21 protein-coding genes and 1 rRNA gene are annotated in these 19,913 nt (G+C 39.0%); 14 read left to right on the top strand and 8 right to left on the bottom strand.

Annotated features, from left to right (window positions below; translation table 11 throughout):
• The first annotated feature begins 36 nt into the window (after window positions 1-36).
• The 3 genes from M3166_RS11900 (at window position 37) to M3166_RS11890 (ending at window position 2,274) form a co-directional block, all read left to right on the top strand.
• Entirely contained in the window at window positions 37-1,248 is a 1,212-nt protein-coding gene (locus tag M3166_RS11900) for an NAD(P)/FAD-dependent oxidoreductase (RefSeq protein ID WP_251690071.1), read from the top strand.
• A gap of 79 nt (window positions 1,249-1,327) precedes the next feature.
• Entirely contained in the window at window positions 1,328-1,825 is a 498-nt protein-coding gene (locus M3166_RS11895; protein WP_251690070.1) for an NUDIX domain-containing protein, read from the top strand.
• Between the two features lie 122 nt (window positions 1,826-1,947).
• Window positions 1,948-2,274: a YuiB family protein gene (locus M3166_RS11890; RefSeq protein ID WP_251690069.1), complete on the top strand. Its 327-nt coding sequence runs from the start codon at window positions 1,948-1,950 to the stop codon at window positions 2,272-2,274.
• An 80-nt stretch (window positions 2,275-2,354) separates the two neighbouring features.
• Here M3166_RS11890 and M3166_RS11885 read toward each other — a convergent pair whose 3' ends face one another.
• Window positions 2,355-2,834, bottom strand: coding sequence for a divergent PAP2 family protein (locus M3166_RS11885; RefSeq protein ID WP_251690449.1), 480 nt, complete (start codon window positions 2,832-2,834; stop codon window positions 2,355-2,357).
• Window positions 2,835-2,991: 157 nt separating this feature from the next.
• Here M3166_RS11885 and M3166_RS11880 point away from each other — a divergent pair, with 157 nt between their 5' ends.
• From M3166_RS11880 to M3166_RS11870, 3 genes are all read left to right on the top strand, one after another.
• Window positions 2,992-4,491, top strand: coding sequence for a leucyl aminopeptidase (locus M3166_RS11880; RefSeq protein ID WP_251690068.1), 1,500 nt, complete (start codon window positions 2,992-2,994; stop codon window positions 4,489-4,491).
• Between the two features lie 120 nt (window positions 4,492-4,611).
• Window positions 4,612-4,809: a hypothetical protein gene (locus tag M3166_RS11875; protein ID WP_251690067.1), complete on the top strand. Its 198-nt coding sequence runs from the start codon at window positions 4,612-4,614 to the stop codon at window positions 4,807-4,809.
• Window positions 4,810-4,904: 95 nt separating this feature from the next.
• Window positions 4,905-5,465: a YufK family protein gene (locus M3166_RS11870; protein WP_251690066.1), complete on the top strand. Its 561-nt coding sequence runs from the start codon at window positions 4,905-4,907 to the stop codon at window positions 5,463-5,465.
• Between the two features lie 64 nt (window positions 5,466-5,529).
• On the opposite strand, the gene M3166_RS11865 is transcribed toward M3166_RS11870, so the two are convergent.
• Both M3166_RS11865 and M3166_RS11860 read right to left on the bottom strand, forming a co-directional pair.
• Window positions 5,530-7,380: a transglycosylase domain-containing protein gene (locus M3166_RS11865; RefSeq protein ID WP_251690065.1), complete on the bottom strand. Its 1,851-nt coding sequence runs from the start codon at window positions 7,378-7,380 to the stop codon at window positions 5,530-5,532.
• 121 nt (window positions 7,381-7,501) lie between these two features.
• A complete protein-coding gene (locus M3166_RS11860) occupies window positions 7,502-8,710 on the bottom strand; it encodes an MFS transporter (protein WP_251690448.1) in 1,209 nt (402 codons plus the stop codon).
• Window positions 8,711-8,909: 199 nt separating this feature from the next.
• Between M3166_RS11860 and M3166_RS11855 the strand changes: the two genes are divergently transcribed.
• The gene (locus M3166_RS11855) at window positions 8,910-9,497 is read left to right on the top strand and encodes a peptidylprolyl isomerase (RefSeq protein ID WP_079524164.1); all 588 of its coding nucleotides are present in this window, start codon (window positions 8,910-8,912) and stop codon (window positions 9,495-9,497) included.
• Between the two features lie 22 nt (window positions 9,498-9,519).
• On the top strand, window positions 9,520-9,753 hold the full coding sequence (locus M3166_RS11850; protein WP_251690064.1) for a hypothetical protein: 234 nt from the start codon (window positions 9,520-9,522) through the stop codon (window positions 9,751-9,753).
• Between the two features lie 79 nt (window positions 9,754-9,832).
• On the opposite strand, the gene M3166_RS11845 is transcribed toward M3166_RS11850, so the two are convergent.
• Window positions 9,833-11,008, bottom strand: coding sequence for a MalY/PatB family protein (locus M3166_RS11845; protein ID WP_251690063.1), 1,176 nt, complete (start codon window positions 11,006-11,008; stop codon window positions 9,833-9,835).
• Window positions 11,009-11,086: 78 nt separating this feature from the next.
• On the opposite strand from M3166_RS11845, the gene M3166_RS11840 reads away from it, so the two are divergent.
• A complete protein-coding gene (locus M3166_RS11840; protein WP_251690447.1) occupies window positions 11,087-11,347 on the top strand; it encodes a DUF1871 family protein in 261 nt (86 codons plus the stop codon).
• Window positions 11,348-11,384: 37 nt separating this feature from the next.
• Here the strand turns inward: M3166_RS11840 and M3166_RS11835 are convergent, their stop codons facing one another.
• Both M3166_RS11835 and M3166_RS11830 read right to left on the bottom strand, forming a co-directional pair.
• The gene (locus M3166_RS11835; protein ID WP_251690062.1) at window positions 11,385-11,591 is read right to left on the bottom strand and encodes a helix-turn-helix domain-containing protein; all 207 of its coding nucleotides are present in this window, start codon (window positions 11,589-11,591) and stop codon (window positions 11,385-11,387) included.
• Window positions 11,592-11,706: 115 nt separating this feature from the next.
• Window positions 11,707-13,035, bottom strand: coding sequence for a sodium-dependent transporter (locus tag M3166_RS11830; protein ID WP_251690061.1), 1,329 nt, complete (start codon window positions 13,033-13,035; stop codon window positions 11,707-11,709).
• A gap of 245 nt (window positions 13,036-13,280) precedes the next feature.
• On the opposite strand from M3166_RS11830, the gene yugI reads away from it, so the two are divergent.
• From yugI to M3166_RS11815, 3 genes are all read left to right on the top strand, one after another.
• Window positions 13,281-13,655, top strand: a complete 375-nt coding sequence (gene yugI / locus M3166_RS11825; protein ID WP_251690060.1) for a S1 domain-containing post-transcriptional regulator GSP13 — start codon at window positions 13,281-13,283, stop codon at window positions 13,653-13,655.
• Window positions 13,656-13,886: 231 nt separating this feature from the next.
• Window positions 13,887-15,131: a Glu/Leu/Phe/Val family dehydrogenase gene (locus M3166_RS11820; protein ID WP_251690059.1), complete on the top strand. Its 1,245-nt coding sequence runs from the start codon at window positions 13,887-13,889 to the stop codon at window positions 15,129-15,131.
• Window positions 15,132-15,200: 69 nt separating this feature from the next.
• Entirely contained in the window at window positions 15,201-16,364 is a 1,164-nt protein-coding gene (locus tag M3166_RS11815) for an iron-containing alcohol dehydrogenase (RefSeq protein ID WP_251690058.1), read from the top strand.
• A gap of 59 nt (window positions 16,365-16,423) precedes the next feature.
• On the opposite strand, the gene M3166_RS11810 is transcribed toward M3166_RS11815, so the two are convergent.
• Window positions 16,424-17,413, bottom strand: a complete 990-nt coding sequence (locus M3166_RS11810; protein WP_251690057.1) for a cation diffusion facilitator family transporter — start codon at window positions 17,411-17,413, stop codon at window positions 16,424-16,426.
• Between the two features lie 14 nt (window positions 17,414-17,427).
• Entirely contained in the window at window positions 17,428-18,147 is a 720-nt protein-coding gene (locus tag M3166_RS11805) for an MgtC/SapB family protein (RefSeq protein ID WP_251690056.1), read from the bottom strand.
• A 143-nt stretch (window positions 18,148-18,290) separates the two neighbouring features.
• Between M3166_RS11805 and M3166_RS11800 the strand changes: the two genes are divergently transcribed.
• Window positions 18,291-19,181, top strand: a complete 891-nt coding sequence (locus M3166_RS11800) for a DMT family transporter (RefSeq protein ID WP_251690055.1) — start codon at window positions 18,291-18,293, stop codon at window positions 19,179-19,181.
• A gap of 324 nt (window positions 19,182-19,505) precedes the next feature.
• Window positions 19,506-19,913: ribosomal RNA gene (locus M3166_RS11795) — 16S ribosomal RNA — on the top strand; the annotation flags it as partial.

Genomic DNA, 19,913 nt, shown 5'->3' with positions numbered 1-19,913 from the left:
TAGCGCCGGTTTATTAAAATGAAGGGGTTTGATTGAATGAAAAGACCGACAATTTTAGTATTAGGCGCAGGGTACGGAGGATTAACAACGATTGTAAATCTTCAAAAATTAATCAATACAAATGAAGCAGAAATTATTTTAGTGAACAAAAACGACTATCATTATGAAACAACATGGCTGCATGAAGTAGGGGCAGGAACGATTTCTCCAGATAAAGCACGTTATCCGATTTCAAAAGTTATTAATCACAATGTAACGTTCGTCATTGCCAATGTAGAAAATATTGATGTCAATACAAAGAAAGTAGAAACATCAGCTGGTGAGTTTTCATATGATTATTTAGTGATCGGCTTAGGCTTCGAAGGGGAAACATTCGGTATTCCCGGTCTGAAGGAACATGCATTATCATTGACGAATATTAATACCGCACGCCAAGTCCGTGAGCATATCGAGTATCAGTTTGCTTCTTGGACATTGGATGAAGTGAAAGACGACAGTAAACTTACGATTGTCGTAGGTGGTGCCGGCTTTACAGGCATAGAATTTTTAGGGGAGCTCGGCAACCGGATTCCTGAGCTTTGCAGAGAATTTGATATTCCTCAGGAAAAAGTACGTCTTCTTTGTGTAGAAGCAGCACCGACCGTATTACCTGGATTTGATCCGGAATTAGTCGATTATGCGCAGGATCAGCTGCGTAAAAAAGGTGTGGAATTTTCTATCGGCACACCGATTGTGGAAGCAACAGCAGAAGGCGTGAAAATTAAAAAAGATGAAGAAAATACGGAATTCATTAAAGCCGGTACAGTTGTATGGGCTGCAGGGGTACGTGGAAATGCTCTAATCGAGACTTCCGGTATTGAATCGAACCGTGCACGTATTGCAGTTCGGGAAGATATGCGCGCACCAGGTTTTGATGATGTCTTTGTAGTAGGAGACTGTGCATTTTTATTGAATGAAGAAGCAGGCAGACCTTACCCGCCAACAGCTCAAATTGCGATGCAGCAAGGTGAGATCATTGCTAAAAATATAAAGCATTTAATGAATGATGAGCCGACAGAAGTATTTGCTTACGATGATAAAGGAGCTGTTTGTTCATTAGGTCAAGAAGATGCCATTGGAACAGCATTTGGTCGTAAATTTACAGGGAAGCCAGCATCGGCATTAAAGAAAGTCGTAGATGACCGCGCATTATATTTAGTTGGCGGTGTCGGCTTAACGTTGAAAAAAGGGAAATTCAAATTTATATAAACGAACTTCAAACTTGCAAACGATGTGTAACGCTTCTTTTGCAAGTTTTTTTATCAATAGCAAAGGGGGAATGTTATTCATGAAAAAGGATCGTGGAAAAGTGTGGCTTGGCGTTGCCGCAATTGTTGAAAATTCAGCAGGAGAATGGCTGCTCGTAAAAAAAACATATGGGGGACTAAAAGGGGCCTGGTCTTTACCGGCAGGATTTGTTCAGCAAGCCGAAACCGTTACGACTGCAGCGATGCGTGAAGTATTGGAAGAGACGGGGATTCTTTGCGAGGTAAAGGGACTTGTGGGCTTCCGTTCCGGTGTAATCCTCAATGATATTAGTGATAATATGGCGATTTTTTATTGTAAGCCGGTGGATAATGATCAGCCTTTTACTTTGCAGGAAAGAGAAATCGGTGAAGCATGCTGGATGGCACCGAGTGAAATTATTCACCATGAACTTTCATCGGTTATGCTCAGAGAAATGGCAAACCAGCATGCGGCACAACATATTCACCCAATTATTGAAGGTGTGAACCCGGGGGACGTATTCGGCTATAGTGAATACCATCTGTTTTTCAAAAAATAAACGATTTACTTTATGAAGTATTTCTGACAATATTAGTATTCTATACGTTATTTTGGATGTTGAATTGAAAGGACCCGTTATATCATGTAAAATTATGATAGATTAATGGGGGTATACATAACATGAATGATGTTTCGCTAGTACAAGTAATCATTTCCGTCGTATTATTTTTTGTCATGTTTTTCGGTATCGGCTTTTTATTGAATATGTTATTGCGGATGACATGGTTAATGGCTATTGTCTATCCGGTTGTCGTAATTTTTATCATTGATGAAGTAAGCTTTTTGGATTATTTCTTTAAGGCAGGGACAGCATTTCCGGCTTTAATCGATAAAATTCAAGCATTAAAGGTTGTTGATATTGTTGTCTTATCGGGTGGTTTTGGCGGGGCGATCGTGTCGGGCTTTGTCATGATTGCGCTGCGAAAAGCAGGATATCGCATGTTTTAGTTTACTTTAGCGGAGTATCCGCAACGAAAAAAATAAAGGGGTATGTTAAAAGCCGATTTAGCCTTTAACATACCCCTTTTTTATAACACTTGAATGGTGTACCATAAAGTCGCAAAAACAATTCCTGCCAATCCTCCGATGAATACTTCACTTTTTTTGTGACCTAATAATGTTTTTAAATCCTCTATTTTTTCTTGCTCATTCATTTCCGGCCAACGTTTAATTTCATCAAAAAACAAACGGAGATCGTGGCGCAGTTCGTTTAAAACGGCCGCGTGTTGCCCAGCCTGAAAGCGTACATGGCTCGCATCGTACATGACGATTCCTGCCAGCATCGCTGCAACAGCGAAAGTGGGTGAATCAAATCCGGTCTCAATACCGACCGCCGTCGCAACACTTGTTACAGCTGCAGAATGGGAACTTGGCATTCCACCGGTAGATGTCAGCAAGCTCCAATCCACTTTTTTCGTTACGATAAAATGGATTGGTACTTTTAAAATTTGCGCAAAAACAATCGCAAAAACCCCAAGCCAAAGCGGCGTATTTTGTAGAAGTTCGATAATTACACCTACTTTCTCCTCATTGCTATAATTATATCATTTTCCCTATATTCGTTTGAATTTAAACTTGCAGAAAAATAAAAATTATTGGATGTTTCGTTACCCGAATTAAAAAAATTTGTATATAATGAAACTATACATTAGGAGGGTTTTAACTATGAATATTGAATCAACAGCAAAAACGTTTGAAACACAAACTTCGGAAACATTGATTATCGGAGTACAAAAGCATCGTGAACAAATGAAAAACTGGTCAGCGTTTAGTGAATTTTACGGAGATATCATTGACACATGGCTACATGCAGGCGAAATTTCATCAGATACAAAAAAAATTACGAAATTACCGTATTCAGGCAGCCACTCTTCACTTAAACGTATTTACTTTGTCGGTCTCGGTGAACGTAAAAATATAACAGCAAACGAATTACGTGAAGTATTTGCAGCAGTTGGTAAAGAACTGAAAGCATCAAAAGTAAGTGATGTGGCAGTTTGGGTAGAATCGTTTACAACAGATCAGCTGGAAGAGGCGGAAGTTGCGTATTTAGCTGGTGAAGGTTTAAATCTAGGCTATTACTCAGTACAAAATTATAAAACGACTTCAAATGAGCCGAAAACATATTTTGATCAAATTCAATTTGTTACTGAGGCGAATATGGAAGATGTGATCGGTAATTTCGAAGTAGGGAAAATTTATGCGGATGCGGTTAATGAAGCGCGTACATTAATCAACTTGCCTCCTAATTTACTGACAGCAAGTGATTTGGCAGATTATGCAACAGAGCTTGCCAATATTTATGGTTTAGAGGTTGAGATTTTAAACAAAGCCCAAATGGAAGAACTGGGTATGGGCGGTATTTTATCTGTCAATAAAGGTTCTGTAGAAGAGCCCCGTTTAATCACATTGAAATATAAAGGAAAACCAGAATGGGAAGATGTGATCGGCTTTGTCGGAAAAGGTGTAACATACGATACAGGCGGCTACTCATTAAAACCGCGTGAAGGCATGGTCGGCATGAAAGGTGATATGGGTGGTGCAGCCGCTGTTCTTGGTGCAATGCGCATTATCGGTGAAACACGCCCGAAACAAAATGTCGTTGCCGTTATCGGTTCTACAGACAATATGGTATCAGGGGATGCATTTAAGCCGGATGATGTTATTACTATGTACAACGGCAAAACGGTTGAAGTATTAAATACAGATGCGGAAGGCCGCTTAGTACTGGCAGATGCTATGACATATGCGAAACAGCAAGGTGCCAACTATTTAATCGATGTAGCGACATTAACGGGCGGAGTAATCGTTGCATTAGGTAAAGATAAAACAGGTGCTTTAACAAATAACGAAGAATTTTTCGAAGAGTTTATGGGCGCGGCACTTGAAACAGGTGAGTTCGTATGGCGCTTACCGTTAACAGAAAGCGATAAAAAGCGTATCCGTAAATCGGAAGTGGCAGATTTAAACAACTCTCCAGGTCGTGACGGCCATATGATTTTCGGCGGCGGCTTTGTTGGAGAGTTTGCAGAAGGTACTCCTTGGGTTCACCTTGATATTGCAGGAACTTCTGATGCGGATGCACCGCATGCATTGGGACCAAAAGGCGGCACAGGTGCGATGGTACGTACTTTGGCAACACTAGTAGAATTACGCGATATCTAATCAACATGACAGGATGCTTTGCAATGAAAAACTTGCAAGGCATCTTTTTCATTTTTAGGCGGGTGACTAGTGGCTCTCATAATTATGAATACACTATTCATAAGGGAGGAGGACATGAACATGGTTAATCGTTATAATCCAGGTTTTGGATTTGGATATCCATTTGGGGTTCCGTTTTTAGGGAGCTTTTTAGGAGGTTTTTTAGGGGGGTCGCTGAATAATAATCGTTACGGACCATATCCACCGTATTATCAACCGTATCCGCCTAATTACTACTATCCACCGTATTATCCGCGCTATCCGAGACGCTACTGGTAAGAATGCGGTAAGTAGATAAGGAGAGGCTTGCTCGTCCCCACATTGTTAGCTATGATGAGGAAAAGAAATATTACGAGTTTTGAGGGAACGAAATTATGAAAAATCCATATTTATATGGCTACTTACCATTCATTACAATTATTTTATTCAGTTTTTCATTCAGTATGTTGGCTATATCAGAATCGCTACAACTAATTCATGCAATCGGTCTCTATAATGGAATGCGTGAGTTTTTATCGGATATGGAGCTGCGTTTCGTATTACTGATTGTATTTGTGCTACTATTTTTCATGATTTTTTCAGCATTGAAGCTGATCGGTGAAACGATTCATGAGCTTGGAATGCTGTTCTTCTCAAAAGATAAAGAAGGGCAAACGATCCATGCAGCACGCGGTGGATATGTCATCTTCTTTTTTGGAGCATTTGCTTCGGTAATTGGGAGTCAATCCTTACCGATTTTAGTCGGCATTTTTATGTTCACGATTTTTTGTTATTTTATTTACAACGTTTATAAGAAGAGTCAGTATATGTCCATTCCAGGGGTGATCGGATTAATCTTTTATGAAGTAATTACCTGGTTTCTATTAGTGGCTCTCGTCGTCTATGCCGTGATTAAGCTATACAACGGAATTCTTGCGAGCTTGCCGTTCGCATAGTATAAAAAAAGCTTGTTAGGATTTTAGCGGGGGAGGTGCGCTATTTAAAACTAACAAGCTTTTTTTATTCTGTTATTGCATTGAATATAGAAAAATGAATTTTTGCGCGTTCGATTGCTTCCATTGAAAGGGGCTGATCATAGCCTATCCAGACGGCTGCCGTAAAGTCATCCGTCAATCCGGCAACCCAATAATCTTTAAATTCGTTCGTCGTTCCGGTTTTGGCACCGATAAAGCCGGATGAGCTATAAAGACCTCTTCCTGTTCCTGTAGCTACCGTTTCATTCAAAAGGCTTCGCATCGTTTTCGTTGTCGAGGCAGACCATATTTCCTCACGTTTGTGCGGCCAGCTAAAAATCGTTTCTCCTGTTAAATCCGTTACTTTACGAATGCTATGAACAGGTACATAATAGCCGTCGATAAAGCTGGAGTATGCATCGGCCATTTCCAGTGAAGTCACACCGTATGTTAACCCGCCCAATGCTGCGGCAAATGTGCGGTCTTTTTCTATAATCGATTCAAAATTGAACCGGTTAATATAACGAAATGCTGTATCGACCCCTATGGCATTAAACAATCGTAATGCACTTGTATTAATACTGTTTTTAAATGCTGTTTCCACGGTTATATTGTTGTACCAAATGCGTCCATAGTTTTCCGGACAGAAATTCCCGACACAGTACGGACCGCCATTTACGATCGAATATTGTGTTGCGGAGGTTTCTTCAAAGTAAGGGGCAAACACACTGATGGGCTTAAATGCAGAACCCGGCTGTCTAGGTGATTGGAATGCACGGTGCAAATCATGCTTTCTATAATTCTTCCCGCCAAAAATACTGATCACTTCTCGTGTTTCATTATCAATAATCGTTGCACTTGCCTGTAAATCGGTCTTCGGTAAAATGCGGTTAATGGCCGCTTCATCCTGTCGCTGTTTCTCAGGTTGCAGCGCAGTATATACATGAACACCTTGACGTAGAATTGCGTCCGTTTTTTTCTTCAGCTCTAACTGTAGAAATTCCTTTTCCATTTTATCAGGTGTATTATCAATCTTTTCACGGTAACCCGTTTGTTCGGCAATTAGCCATTTCAGCTCCTGTAAAACGAATGTACTGTAGCTTGGATACTGCTGTGCTTTTTGTTTAATATTTAATTGAATCGGTTCTTTTTTATACATCTTTGCTTCTTCAGCTGTAATAACCCTATGCTCTGTCAGTTTATCGATTAACCGTTCCTGCCTGCTTTTTGTATTTTTGAAGTGCACGACCGGATCATATAATGAGGGGCTGTTCGGAATAGCCGAGATAAAAGCGATTTCGGGAATGGAAAGTTTTGATAACGGCCGATTGAAATAATAAGTTGCCGCAGCTCCGATTCCGTATACTTGATTGCTGAAATACATTTCATTTAAATACATCTCAAAAATTTCGTCTTTTGAAAAAGATTTCTCAATTTCGTAGGCATAAAAAAGCTCCATCAGTTTCCGCTCATATGTTTTGTCCGTAGTTAAATAACGCATGCGGACAAGCTGTTGTGTAATGGTGGAACCGCCCTGCTGGATAGACTGCTCCGATTTATTTGCGATGAGCGCGCGGGTAATTGCACTCACATCAAAACCGATATGTTCATAAAAACTTTCATCTTCACTGTATATAAATAGCTGTTTTGCAATTTCAGGGACCTCATCAAGCGAAAGTGGCTGTGACCATTCAGTATATTCTTCACTGAAAATTTTGTTGTTTGCATCATATAAGGTAATGGGCGATGTGGAAGTTACTTCAGGGAGCTTAATCGATTTCTTGATTAACTGTTCATACTGCTCCGCTTTCACTAGTTCTTTCCAAGCCTCATTCCCAATCAGAAGAAGTAAAGGAATGCTACATAAAATGACAATGTAGCCGAAAAGTTGTTTCATGGATAATTGGCCCCCAAATAGGATATTCATTATAATTGTCCAAACAAAAAACAACAAAACGAAAACGTACTAAGCGTAATCATCTGTTGTTTTTTAAAGATACCATATATACATTGAACATTTAAGCATGTTTTTTCAACATCTCGTCCATGTACTGCGTCGGAAGCTTTTTCAAAAAGGACATAATGACAAAGCCGATTAAAAATAATAGGCCGGTCGTATAAAATACGGAATGAATCCCGCCAAAGCTTGCTACAACCCCGCCTAATACCGGTCCGATAATATTGCCAAGGAAACGGAAACTCTGGTTGTAGCCCATAATTTCGCCTTGCACTTCAATTGGTGCTTCACGGCGAATGAGCGCGGACGTAATCGGAATGAGACCGCCGGATATAATACCAAATAAGAATCGTAGTATAATAAGCTGCCATAACTCTGTAACGAATGCCTGTGGAATGATAAAAATGACGGCAAGGATTAACAAGTACGATAAAATTCTTTCATATCCATAATGGTCGGCCAATTTCCCCCAAAATCTCGCGAAACATATATTACCAAGCCCAGCGGCACTAAAGGTAACGCCGGCGAGCATGGCTACTTCTTGAGAAGGGGTAAGTTCAGATACGTAAAGAGACAGCAATGGCTGAATGCTAAAGTTCCCGATCTGAATGAGTGAAGTTACGAACATTACATTTAAAATAAGGCGATGATGGAAAATAGCCCAGATTACATTTTTCCTTGAATAAATGGCATTTTTAACTTTACGGATAATGGTCGGTTCATGAATACCGAAAATAATAATTATCGCAGCAATTGTAATTGTGACTGCTGTAATGATAAAAGTGTACTTAAACCCGAAAGTATCTGCCATCAAGCCTCCTAATACAGGACCGAATAATGTTCCGCCGACACTGCCCATCTGCAATGTCCCGAGCGTTTTCCCGGCCACTTCTTTCGGAGTATGCTTACTAATGAATGCAATAGAAGTAGGGATAAAGCCTGTCACAACACCCATCGCTAGCCTCAGTAAAAAGAACTGCTCGACATTTTGAACATAACCCATTAAAAAGATACTTAACCCAACGCCGAAGCAGTTGATAATCATGATCGGCTTGTACCCGTATTTGTCAGCAATCCGCCCCCAAATCGGAGACATTAAAAATGCCGTAACAAATGTTGCAGCAAAGATTATTCCTGCCCATGTTTGTACATAGCTATCTGTAAAGTCGCCGAGTGTATCAATATATAAAGACAAAAACGGCATAATCATCGTAACAGAAGCCGCAACAATAAAGTTTGCTATTAAAATGATGATGAAATTATGTCTCATATTTTGCTTCAAATTATCACTTTCTTCCTTTTAAATTAATATTTAGTATAACTTATTTCGGAATACGAAGGAAGTCCCTCGCAAGTTAGTGGCTTAAAATATTAGAGTTATGGTAAACTTGGACTTGGTATTAAAGGGGAAGTTTGGTTTCTATACCTATACCCATCCATTCCACATTTTATTTAAAGGAGAGACAAAAATGTTTCCACAATTATCGAAAGAACTAAATCCAGGTGAAGTAATGGTAGAAATGAACACAACTATGGGTTCAATCAAAATTAAATTATTCCCGGAGCACGCACCAAAAACAGTTGAAAACTTTTTAGGTCATGCAAAATCAGGTTACTATAACGGTATTATTTTCCACCGTGTAATTCCGAACTTCATGGTACAAGGTGGAGATCCAACTGGTACTGGTATGGGGGGCGAGTCAATTTGGGGCGGTACATTCGAAGATGAGTGTGTTCCTGAACTAATGAACATCCGTGGCGCATTATCAATGGCCAATGCAGGTCCTGGTACGAACGGATCTCAATTCTTCATCGTTCAAGCACCTCAAGTTGAAGTATCTATGTTAAAACAAATGGAAGTGCGTGGCTGGTCAAAAGAAGAAGTTGAGTTTTACAAACAAAACGGCGGTACACCATGGTTAGACGGCAAACATACAGTATTTGGCCAAGTTGTTGAAGGTATGGATGTTGTTGACAATATTGTTAAAGTTGACCGAAATATGCACGATAAGCCTAAAGAAGATGTTAAGATTGAGTCAATCACAGTAATTGACTAACTTTTAAAGGACGTGTGGGCACGTGAACCATTTTTTAATGAATTTCTCTGGTGGCTTTTTATATTTCCCGGAAGACAAGTCATTGTATCTTCCCGCTGCAATTGAATTCGCCATTTTACTGATTATTGTTTTGGTTACATTCCGGTTCGTCCGCCGCATCGCTGCTCGCCAAGCTGCACAGGCTAAAATTTTAGAAGAACGCGCATTAAAAGAACGTGATGCGCGTATCGCTAAAGAAAACGCTAAGGAAGAATAATAAAAACAATAATCAAATGATGGAATAGAAAAAGGGGCAGTCCGGAAATTAATAATTCCGGGCTGCCCCTTTTGATTCTTTATTCGAATGTAGCCATTGTTCGTTTAATGCGTTCAACACCGTCCTGCAGCAGTTCAAATGGACAAGCAACATTAATACGTAAGAAGCCTCTTCCTGATTCCCCATATTTTGTCCCTGGATCTAATGCAACTTGTCCTACCGATAGAAGGCGTGTCATTAATTTCTTTTCTTCAATACCTGTTTTACGGTAGTCAATCCACATTAAATATGTCGCATCAGGAATTTCCACTTCAAGACCTTCAATAGCGTTCAATTCTTTCACAACATATTCCATATTGTTTTTTAAATAAATAAGAAGATCATCCAACCAGGCAGCTCCTTCTGTATAGACAGCCTTTACGGCAGTCGAAGCAAATGTATTTAAACCTAAATTCCCGTGTGCCTGTGTATTTTTCTCGATTGCCGTAAATAGTTTTTTGTCTGGTGCGACAATCATTGCGGCATGAATTCCTGCAATATTAAATGTTTTCGTTGGTGCAATACATGTGATGATTTTTGCCTCGTTTACTTTCGCTAATGTTAATACAGGCGTATACGATTTTTGAATTGAAATATCGGCATGAATTTCATCGGATAATAGATACACATCATATTGAATACAGAGCGCAACTAACTGTTCCAGCTCTTCTGGACTCCATACAATACCGATAGGATTATGCGGATTACATAAAACAAACAGTTTAATACCAGAGCGGAATATTTCTTCAAGCTCCTCAAAATTCATCATATAATGACCGTCTTGTTCGGTTAATTCACATGTCACGACTTCGCGTTTCTGAGCAGTCGGTACATTTGTGAATGGCGGATACGCTGGTGTAGACATACCGATTTTATCGCCAGGTTCTGTAAAGGTTTCGATAACGGTCGCGATTGCCGGCACAACACCAGGCTGGAAAATAATCGTGTTCGGATCAATCGTCCACTGATGGCGGGTACTATACCAGTGAACAATCGCATTTTTTACATCATTGTCGGCAAAAGTGTAGCCGAAGATAGGATGCTCTAATCGAGTTTTTAACGCTTCTGTTAAAGCTGCAGGCGGAGGGAAGTCCATATCTGCTACCCACATCGGAAGTAATTCTGTTGTATCTTTCAAATTGTAGACGACATTCATCATATCCCATTTTACAGATGCGGAACTGCGACGCTCATGAACTTTATTAAAAATAGACATTTGAACCCTCTTTTCTTATGCTTTCTTTCAGATTATGGTATCATACTAACTATTATAAGAGGTAGTAAGGTGAATCAAATGGATAATATTGAAATGAATCAAAAGTGTGTACATTTATTGGAACAGTGGGATCCTTTTAGCTACGGTTCCGAAAGTTATGCAACTGAAACGGCAGATGTAGTTGCTGCACTTCAAAATATTGACGATCCAACAACATTGGCGAAAGTCATTCAAAGAGTTTATGAATACTCTTTTGAACAATGGATTCCTTTTGAGCAATGTGTTGCAATCGCATATAAATTAATTGCCGTAAAATTTGAAGCGAAGTGTATTATATAAAAATGCAGGCGACCTGTAAGTTGAGGTCGCCCGCATTTTAATGTAATCCGTCAATTAAGTTAGAAACCGGTACTTCTAAAACAGTCGATAAAATTAAAATGTTTTGGGTTGAAGGAATTTGCTCACCGTTTTCATAGGCTGTCAGTTTTTCAATACTTACTTGTGTTCGTAATGAAAGCTCTTCAATTGATAACTTCTTTTCCGAACGTAAAGTTTTCAACTGTTCCTGAAACTGCAATTTCATTTCCCATCTCCTCCCCGTATATGTTTACTATCATATGAACAACAACTTATAAAGTCCTCTTAGTTGTGAAAATAAAAAAACTTGTCCGAATTCATATCGAACAAGTTTTTCTAGCTTAACTAAAGAAAACTTTATTAATAAAGATAGCTGCAATTGAAAGTGGCGCTACATAGCGTACAATGAACAGCCAGCAATTATAAACAACTGGTGATGTCATCATTTCTTCACGAGAAATTTTCTTTGAATAATAATATCCGGCAAAAATAGATGTTAAAAAGGCACCGATCGGCATTAAAATCGCGCTCGTTACATAATCGACAAAGTCAAAAATGGAACGTTCAAAAATGGTGATATCCGATAAAATTCCGAATGATAAAGCACTAGGAATACCGATGACAAAAATAATTGATGCTAATAACCAAGATGCTTTTTTGCGCTGGGCAGTTTTTTCCCGAATACCAATGGAAACGACCACTTCCAGCAATGCAATCGCTGAAGTAACTGTTGCAAACAGAAGTAAGATGAAAAATACGAGCAATAAAAACCCGCCAAATGGCAATTGCTCAAAAACAGCTGGAATCATAATAAATACTAAGCCCGGTCCTTCTGTAGGAGAGAACCCTAATGCGAATACGGCAGGGAATATTACAAGACCCGCCAATAAAGAAATCGCGATATTCATACTTGCTACATTGACTGCTGAAGTTACAATTTTTTCTTTCTTAGATAAATAAGATGCGTATGTTATCATTGCCGCAACTCCAATACTAAGAGAGAAGAATGCTTGTCCTAACGCTAACATTAACGTATCGCCGTTCAAGTAAGACCAGTCCGGAATGAACATGAACTTAACGCCTTCCATCGCACCGTCCAATGTAATGGAACGGATAAACAGCAAAATGAAAAATAAGAATAAAATCGGCATCATCCATTTACTCGCTGTTTCAATCCCGTTTTTTATCCCTGCTTGGACAATGAATAATGTTAGAAGCATGAAAGCAGCTTGTGCGATTAACACTTCCCATGGATTGGAAATGATATCTGAAAACAAAGTGCTGAAATCAGCCCCTTGTCCTGTAAGTGAAAAACTAACGGCCCGAACTATATAGCTCAATATCCAACCACCTACAACACTATAGAAGGATAATATTAACCCGCACGCAACAAGACCGATCCAACCGATCATAAACCATGGTTTATTTGGAGCCTGCTCTTTAAAAGATGTAATCGGATCTTTTTGACCGCGTCGTCCAATCATAAATTCCGCAATTAATATCGGCAAGCCAATTAAAACTGTACATATAACAAACAAAATAATAAATACACTACCGCCATTGGTCCCCGCCATATAGGGGAACTTCCAAATCGCGCCAAGACCGATTGCGCTTCCTGCTGCTGCAAGTATGAATCCTATCTTAGATGTAAATTGATCTCTAGATGACAAAACAAAACCTCCTCATATATATGCAATTACTCATTTTACAGTACGATTCACGTATTTAGCAAAAAGTTTTGTGAATTTATTGAATGTAATTATAGAAAGAGAAAAAAATTCATATTTTTTTAGTAAGACTCTTATTTAATGACTTAAAAACGCTAGATTAAAGCGATTCTTTGTTACAGTCCGTCTCATATGTTATAATTTAACATGACATTTACGTATATACGAAAAGAAGGTAGGAACAAAGTATGGCAAAAAAAATTGAAGTGGGTGACGTGCTAACGGGTAAAGTGACAGGAATTCAACCATACGGAGCTTTTGTTGCTTTAGATGAATTTACGCAGGGACTTGTGCATATTTCTGAAATCACATACGGTTTTGTGAAGGATGTAAGTGATTTTTTATCCGTCGGGGATGAAATACAAGTTAAAGTTCTGGATGTGGATACAGATCAAAAAAAAATAAGCTTATCGATACGCGAATTGCAGGAAGTACCGTTTCACCGGAAAAGGGATATGCCGCCTCGACGTACTTTGCAAGATCGGGTTGATGAAGTGGATGCGGATGGCTTTCAAATTTTAAAGGAAAAATTGAAAGATTGGATCGAACAATCTGGACACTAAGAAGGACATGTTCAATTTATTTTTAAATAAGTTGGACATGTTTTTTATATGGAGGAAATTGGTCAGTTTTGAGCAAATTTCGTGAAAAAAGCGCTTTCTTCATTAATTATCAACGGAAATATTAAAAGTGTATAAAATGTGGCTAAATATTTAACAAACTCTGAATAAAGTATGTTACAATGTTGGCGGAAAGACCCAAATAAATCAAAATTTAAAGAGGCGAATAATAAAATGGCTGAAAATTTGAACTTATTTACATCAACTCAAGAAGTAATTCATGAGGCATTAAATAAACTAGGCTATGATGAAGCAATGTATGAATTACTGAAAGAACCGATTCGTATGTTGACTGTGCGTATTCCTGTAAAAATGGATGACGGTGCGACAAAAGTATTTACTGGTTACCGTGCACAGCATAATGATGCAGTTGGTCCAACAAAAGGTGGCGTACGATTCCACCCGATGGTATCGGAAGAAGAAGTGAAAGCGCTTTCGATGTGGATGACGTTAAAATGTGGCATTGTTGATCTTCCGTATGGTGGAGGTAAAGGTGGCGTTATTTGTGACCCACGAGAAATGTCAATGGGCGAAATTGAACGATTAAGTCGCGGTTATGTTCGTGCGATTAGTCAAGTAGTTGGTCCAACGAAAGACATTCCGGCACCGGACGTATTTACAAATGCTCAAATTATGGCTTGGATGATGGATGAGTACAGCCGTATGGATGAATTTAATTCGCCAGGATTCATAACAGGTAAACCAATCGTTCTTGGCGGTTCACAAGGTCGCGACCGTGCAACTGCGGAAGGAGTTACAATTGTCATCGAAGAAGCTGCAAAAAAGCGCAATATCGATATTAAAGGTGCACGAGTGGTTATTCAGGGCTTCGGTAACGCAGGTAGTTTCTTAGCGAAGTTTATGAGCGATTTAGGTGCAAAAGTCATTGGTATTTCAGATGCACACGGTGCGTTGCATGATCCGAACGGTTTGGATATTGATTACTTATTAGATCGCCGTGATTCGTTTGGTACGGTTACGACATTGTTTGAAAATACAATTTCAAACAAAGAGCTTCTAGAACTGGATTGCGATATTTTAGTGCCTGCTGCCATTGAAAATCAAATTACAGCAGACAACGCACATCAAATTAAGGCAAACATTGTTGTAGAAGCAGCAAACGGTCCAACAACAGCTGAAGCGACAAAGATTTTAACAGAGCGCGGTATTCTTCTTGTACCAGACGTTTTAGCATCTGCTGGTGGTGTAACGGTGTCTTACTTTGAATGGGTTCAAAACAATATGGGTTATTATTGGACGGAAGAAGAAGTACGTGAAAAATTATATTCTAAAATGACTACTGCGTTTGAAAATGTCTACACAACAGCACAAAACCGCAATATTAATATGCGTTTAGCTGCTTATATGGTAGGTGTACGCCGTACTGCCGAGGCCTCTCGCTTCCGTGGATGGGTATAATCATTATATTATTAAGTCTCACTCCTATTATTGGAGTGGGACTTTTTTGAAAAATAGGGGGAACCATTGATGAACGAATTTTCATTTTATAATCCAGTAAAGATTCATTTTGGTAAAGGGAGTATCGAACATTTACGAAAAGAACTTCCGCAATACGGCCAGAATATATTAATTGTATATGGTGGAGGAAGTATTAAATCGAATGGTGTATACGATGATATTATGACCATTTTAAATGACTTGAATATGAACGTATTCGAATTATCTGGTGTCGAGCCAAACCCTCGTGTAGAAACAGCGCGTAAAGGTATTGAAATTTGTAAAGAAAATCAGGTTGATATCGTATTAGCAGTAGGGGGCGGTTCAGTAATTGACTGCTCTAAATTAATCGTTGCAGGTGCAAAGGTGGAAGCGGATGCTTGGGATATCGTAACTAGAAAAGTAATGGCAACTGAAGCATTACCATTGGCGACTGTTTTAACATTAGCTGCGACAGCATCTGAAATGAACTCAGGTTCGGTTATTACAAACTTAGAAACAAAAGAGAAGTATGGTTGGGGCAGTCCCGCAACTTTCCCGAAATTCTCGATTTTAGACCCATCTTATACTTATTCGGTGCCGGCAAATCAAACGGTAAATGGTGTTGTTGATACAATGTCGCATATTTTTGAACAGTATTTCAACAATGCGACAAACACGCCGATTACAGATGAAATGAGCGAAGGGATTTTACGCACGCTGATTGAAGTTGCGCCAAAAGCATTGAAAGATCCTTCTAACTACGAGCATCGTGAAACATTAATGCTTGCGGGAACTATCGGTTTAAATGGATTCCTTGCATTAGGCTCACGCGGTGACTGGGCAACACATAACATTGAGCATGCGGTTTCAGCATATTACGATATTGCACATGCAAGCGGCTTAGCTATTTTATTCCCGAACTGGATGAAGCATAATTTACATGTGAATCCTTCGCGTTTTGCAAAATTAGCTGTAAATGTGTTCAATATTGATCCGACAAACAAATCAGAGGAACAAGTTGGATTGGAAGGTATTGAAGCATTATCTGCTTTTTGGACATCTCTTGGTGCCCCAAATCGCTTAGCTGACTATGATATTGATGCTACACACTTCGAAGAAATGGTTGAGCATTGCCTAGTATATGGTCCGTTCGGCAACTTCAATAAACTTGAAGCAGACGATGTACGCAAAATTTTAGAAATGTCTTTATAAGAACGTGAAAAAAGGAAGCGGTCGGATAGTGGGACCAGCTTCCTTTTTATTGGAATCAATTAAATCATGCCTTTTTCTGATTCAGGTTTTGTAGCGATATGTTTCCAGCTGCGTTCTCCATTATCCTCATCGAACGCCAACGTAACTTTTGTCACACCTTTTTGGTTTAACAGCAGTGTTGTTAAATGATCGCGTACATCATCTAAATAAGCGAGAGACAAACTTGGATCTGTTTCCGCAATAAGTTCCACATGTAAAAATTCGCCTTCTTTGATTACTTCAAGTCGTGCGATATCTGTTACATGCGGATCTTCCATCACAAGATTTCCGATATGCACAAGCATTTCCTCATCCGTTTCACCGATTGCACCACGTGCATTATCTAAAAAGACACGGCCAACTACGTAAAACATCATTAAACCGATTACCATTGAAATAAATCCTTCTAATCGGTAAAATTCGGTGAAATATGCAATAACAATTGCTAAAAACGCCAGGACATTACCCGAAGTCGCCACTAAGTCTTCCATCCATACAAGCTTTGTCGCCGGTTTTGCACGCTTTAAATATTTTGCAGACTGGAGAATTATTATCCCCTTAGGTTCTACGCTAACTTCATGAAGCACTTCTTTTGCAGCTTTATTTAAAACAAAACCTTCTAGAATAATACCAATTGCCAATACGCTAAGAGCGATCCAAATTCCTGAAGATTCAGATGCAGGATGGATAAAATGATGCCATCCTTCTTTAATTGTTTCATATGAAAGGATTGCTACAATTAAAACGGCGCCCAAACAGACTAAGTTAACAATACGTCCGTATCCATTCGGGAATTTTGGAGTAGGCGCCTTTTTTGCTAAGGCAGACCCTATGAATACGAAAAATTGGTTTGCGGCATCCCCGAAAGAGTGCATCATTTCGGCAAACATCGCAACATTTCCTGTAAAGAAGAACGCAACTCCTTTAATCGTTCCTAAAAATGTATTGACGAATGCTGCGAGTAAGGACGGTTTATTACCATCCTTTAGTAATTTGAAAAATTCTCCCATTGCGTTTTCCTCCGTTAATCTAAATATTCGATTTTAATATTTACTACATAATCCAATTTCCGAAGCCGGTTATAAAGTTCGATAGTATGGTTCGTTTCGACGGTAGATAATCGTATATCGATTTCATGTAATAGTTTTTCGGAAAATGGTACATCTCGGATTGAAATATTATCGATATACATATCATGCTCCCTCAAATAATCCACGACATTTTTTATATTGTCCGCTTGGTCGGTATTGATAATTAAAGAAACTTCGCGCATTCTTAGACGTTTTGGACCGAACTTCAATAGGAAGGGAGCAAGAAGTTCAATACCCAATACGACAATCAGGACCGTAATAAATGCTTCAATATAAAAACCAGCGCCTACAGCAATTCCGATGGCGGCGGCTCCCCAAATCATGGCGGCTGTTGTCAGTCCGGTAATACTATCATTCCCTTTACGCAAAATAACACCGGCACCTAAAAAGCCAATACCGCTTACAATTTGCGCGGCTAAACGCAATGGATCCATCGTAATGTTGATATCGTCCCGTGCAGGTGTTGAATAGGCAGTCTCAATTGAGATGATTGTAAGTAAACAACTGAATGTCGCGATTACTAAACTTGTCTTTAAACCGACTGGCTTCTTTTTCAATTCCCTTTCGATACCAATAATTAAACTTAGTGTAGCCGCAATTAGTAATTTTAATAAAATTTCTACGGTAAATTTATCATTCGCTAACCATTCCATATCCAAACATCTCCTTCATTTAAAATGGAATTCAAATCCTCTCGAAAAAAAATCTTTAATAAGGTATAGTTTGATAATGTGAATATGAGGTATCGCAAAATATTTCGTATTAGATGATATATATATAGAAAGAAGGGGTTATAGTGGATAAACCACCAATCCACCCGTATATTCCTATTATTATTGGCGTAATCTCTGTTTCCCTTTCTGCAATTTTTGTAAAACTTGCAAGTGCAGATGCTGGAGTTATTGCATTTTATCGTATGCTGTTTTCGATATTGATAATGCTGCCGTGGTTTTTAATGAAATATAGCAATGAAATAAAAGTGCTGTCAAAACGTGATTGGATATTTTCATCAATCGCAGGGGTATTTTTATCATTTCATTTTATATTATGGTTTGAATCATTAAATTACACTTCTGTAGCCAGTTCTACTGTACTGGTAACAATGCAGCCGCTTTTTGCATTTATCGGGACGTATTTATTTTTCAAAGAAAAAATAACGCTGCAGACATTTATTGCAGGGGGCATTGCGATTTTAGGCAGCGTCCTTATTAGCTGGGGAGATTTCCAAATTAGCGGTACGGCACTTTACGGGGATATATTAGCATTAATTGCATGTGCCTTAATAACAGGTTATTTATTGTTCGGGCAGGATGTACGGAAAAGATTATCACTTGTTACTTATACGATGGTCGTGTATTCCGTAAGTACAATTACTTTATTCTTTTATATTATTATAAAAGGGGAATCATTCGGTCCATATCCGGCGATTGATTGGATGTGGTTTATTTTATTGGCGATTATTCCAAACTTATTAGGGCATAATCTTTTCAACTGGGCATTGAAATGGACAAGTACGAATGTAATCTCGATTGCGATTTTATTCGAACCGGTTGGTGCAGCGTTACTTGCGATTTTGATCTTCAATGAATATTTGACTGTTTCCCAAATAGTAGGCGGATTAGTCGTTATTTTGGGGATTATGTTGTTTGTAGTAGACTTTAAAAAGTTTTTTAGAAAAAAAGCTTGATTTTAACTATCCTTTTGAGGTATATTATTACTTGTCCTTAAGAGGATGGTTACTTCGAAAATATTTTACAATAATTATTGACTTCAATAAAACATTGTAATATACTAATGTAAGTCGCTATTGAAGCGAAAGAATATTAGGAAATGTTATTGACATAATAGTTATAAAATGATAACATTGAGAAGTTCCTTTTGGGAGCACAATGAACCTTGAAAACTGAACAAGCAACGTTAATGAAACAAGCTTCTTAAATGAAGCAAACAATAGATTTCAACTTCTAACGAAGTTGGATCGCTAGCAAAGCAAATGAGCTTTCAAACTACTTTTATGGAGAGTTTGATCCTGGCTCAGGACGAACGCTGGCGGCGTGCCTAATACATGCAAGTCGAGCGGAAATTTTATTGGTGCTTGCACCTTTAAAATTTTAGCGGCGGACGGGTGAGTAACACGTGGGTAACCTACCTTATAGATTGGGATAACTCCGGGAAACCGGGGCTAATACCGAATAATACTTTTTAACACATGTTTTGAAGTTGAAAGACGGTTTCGGCTGTCACTATAAGATGGACCCGCGGCGCATTAGCTAGTTGGTGAGGTAACGGCTCACCAAGGCAACGATGCGTAGCCGACCTGAGAGGGTGATCGGCCACACTGGGACTGAGACACGGCCCAGACTCCTACGGGAGGCAGCAGTAGGGAATCTTCCACAATGGACGAAAGTCTGATGGAGCA

Source organism: Solibacillus isronensis (assembly GCF_023715405.1).
Classification (GTDB): domain Bacteria; phylum Bacillota; class Bacilli; order Bacillales_A; family Planococcaceae; genus Solibacillus; species Solibacillus isronensis_B.
Note: the sequence above shows the minus strand (reverse complement) of the source record. Positions and strands in the feature narration are given on the sequence as shown.